The organism is Thermogemmatispora sp. (assembly GCF_019683755.1).
Taxonomy (GTDB): domain Bacteria; phylum Chloroflexota; class Ktedonobacteria; order Ktedonobacterales; family Ktedonobacteraceae; genus Thermogemmatispora.
The window spans coordinates 1-2412 of record NZ_JADGHT010000509.1 but is presented as its reverse complement, the minus strand read 5'-3'; the positions used below and the strand labels follow the sequence as shown (position 1 = coordinate 2412).

The 2412-nt window shown below is 57.4% G+C and carries 2 protein-coding genes; one reads left to right on the top strand and one right to left on the bottom strand.

Going from position 1 to position 2412, the window contains the following annotated elements:
• Positions 1-465, bottom strand: a 465-nt coding sequence (locus IRZ24_RS19415; RefSeq protein ID WP_297168153.1) for an alpha/beta fold hydrolase, incomplete at its 3' end; no start/stop codon positions are given.
• Between the two features lie 385 nt (positions 466-850).
• Between IRZ24_RS19415 and IRZ24_RS19410 the strand changes: the two genes are divergently transcribed.
• The gene (locus IRZ24_RS19410) at positions 851-2050 is read left to right on the top strand and encodes a cystathionine gamma-synthase (RefSeq protein WP_297168157.1); all 1200 of its coding nucleotides are present in this window, start codon (positions 851-853) and stop codon (positions 2048-2050) included.
• The last annotated feature ends 362 nt before the right edge of the window (positions 2051-2412 follow it).

The following is a 2412-nucleotide window of genomic DNA, read 5'->3' as shown; positions in this document are numbered from 1 at the left end:
ACGAATATCTTCCCAGGCCCAGCGGATGCGTGGCATGAGCCGACGAGCTAGTCGGATAAAGGGCAAGGTCCAGGAATAGAGATGAAGAGGAGCACACATCGCCACAACGCCATCGACAGCCTCGTGTGCACTCACGTAGAGCGCCAAGGCCCCTCCCAGCGAGTGGCCTACTAGAAATACTGCTCTGCAACGACCTTTGAGCGTTTGCACTGCCGAGTGCACTGCCTCCACCCAGTCTCTCCAGCCTACCTCGACCAGTCGCGTGGCATCTTCGCCGTGTCCGGGCAGAAGGAGATTGACGACCTGCAGGCCACGCGCTCTCAGATAGAGTTCTAGCTCCTGCATGTCATACCGGCTACCGTTCAAGCCATGCACTAGCACAACTCCCGCCCCTTCTCTGGGCTGCGATGCCTCTGTTGCCTTCCTTTCGGGCAGGCCAGAGCCGGCTGAGTACAGGGACGCCATAAGAGAGACCTCCTTACTATTGCCTGAACATGTCGCGCAACGTTCACGGGAGTGGAGCGTAGTTTCAGCGGCTGAAGAGTGGTATCAGACCAGCCCCACTTGATAGAGACTACCGGGCTCAATGAGGCAGCAGGCATAAAAGCCGAGCTGAGCCTCTTTCCCTCCTTCTCTACTCCCTGTTGTATGGTACCGCGACAAGGCCAAAGAGGTCAACCAAGCGCCTCCTCTCTTGCAGGCCGCCATCCTGCCCGCTCTCGCCACAGAACAGAGAAGGCTCAGTCTGTTGGTGCATCTCCCTACCGGCCTCATGCAACTGCAGCGGTTCACCCTTTGACAGGTGCTGTCGAAGGGGGCTGGTCAAGCCACCGGGGGAGAAGGTACCATGATGAACAATCCTCACTATGCTGGGGGGAAACGAAAGACGACAAGCATAAGGAGTGCAATCATGAAATTTGCTACGCGAGCTATTCACGCTGGCCAGGAGCCTGATCCCTCCACGGGCGCTATTATGCCGCCAATTTTTCAAACCTCTACTTACGCTCAGCAAGGCCTCGGAGGACACAAGGGCTTTGAATATTCCCGTACGGGTAATCCGACCCGACAGGCACTGGAAACCTGCCTGGCAGCGCTGGAAGAGGGTCAGTATGGCTTGGCTTTTGCTTCGGGAATGGCCGCAGAGAGCGCAGTGCTGAGCTTGCTCAGTGCTGGTGAGCACTTGATCGCTTGCGACGATCTCTATGGCGGGACCTATCGCCTCTTCGAGCGTATTTTACGCCGCTACGGTATTCACTGCGACTATGTCCCCCTGGGCAGCGATCCCGCGACCTACGCCCAGCACATTAAGCCTAAGACACGGCTGATCTGGCTCGAGAGTCCAACTAATCCCTTACTACGCCTGGTTGATATCGCCGCCATCGCCGAGGTGGCTCATGCGCATAACCTCCTGCTGGTCGTCGACAATACCTTCGCTACACCCTATTTGCAGCAGCCGCTCAAGCTGGGGGCCGATATTGTGGTCCATAGCACAACAAAGTATCTCAATGGGCACAGCGATGTGATCGGCGGAGCTGTCATTACCAATCAAGAAGAGATTTATCAGCAGATCAAGTTCTATCAGAATGCTGCCGGCGGGGTGCCCTCGCCATTCGATTGCTGGCTGACCCTGCGGGGACTCAAAACCTTGGCTGTGCGCATGCAGCAACACCAGGCCAATGCGAAGCGCCTGGCCCGCTTTCTGGCGGATCACCCACGCGTCGAGCGTGTCTACTACCCCGGGCTGAGTGAACACCCAGACTACGCCCTGGCTCAGCGCCAGATGCACGGGCCAGGCGGGATGGTCTCTTTCCAGCTCAGGGGAACCCTGGCAGATGTCGATCGCCTGGTGCGTCGCTTTCAGGTCTTCACCCTGGCGGAGAGCCTGGGAGGCATCGAGTCCCTCGTCTGCCATCCTGCCAGCATGACTCACGGCTCTATCCCTCGGGAGATTCGCGAGGCCCGCGGCATTACCGATACGCTGTTGCGCCTCTCAGTCGGTATCGAGGACGGCGATGACCTGCTCGCCGATCTGGAGCAAGCCCTGGCCTGAGCGGTCCCTGTCAGCAAAGAGCCTCTCACTTAGAGACAGGCGCCTGAGAGGAGAAGGCCCAGAGAGAAACAGGCGAGCTGGCGAGCTGGAAGGAGCGCATCGTGCGCTGCCCTCGCCTGCCCTCGCCTTGCCTTCCCTGTTACTTTTTGGGGTGGCGAGCGATCCGACCGCAAAAAAGCGTTATCCTTAATAAGGATAATGATATATTCCTATCTATCGCTCTTCCCTTCTTCCCAAAAAGCAGGAGGCTGCTCTAGAATGAATCGCTCAGCGAAACAAGCGCGGTGGCGCTGCTGGCACAATTTGCTTCTATTTAGTCTATTTATTTTTCTTTTTGCATTAAGTGCATGCACGGGGAACCC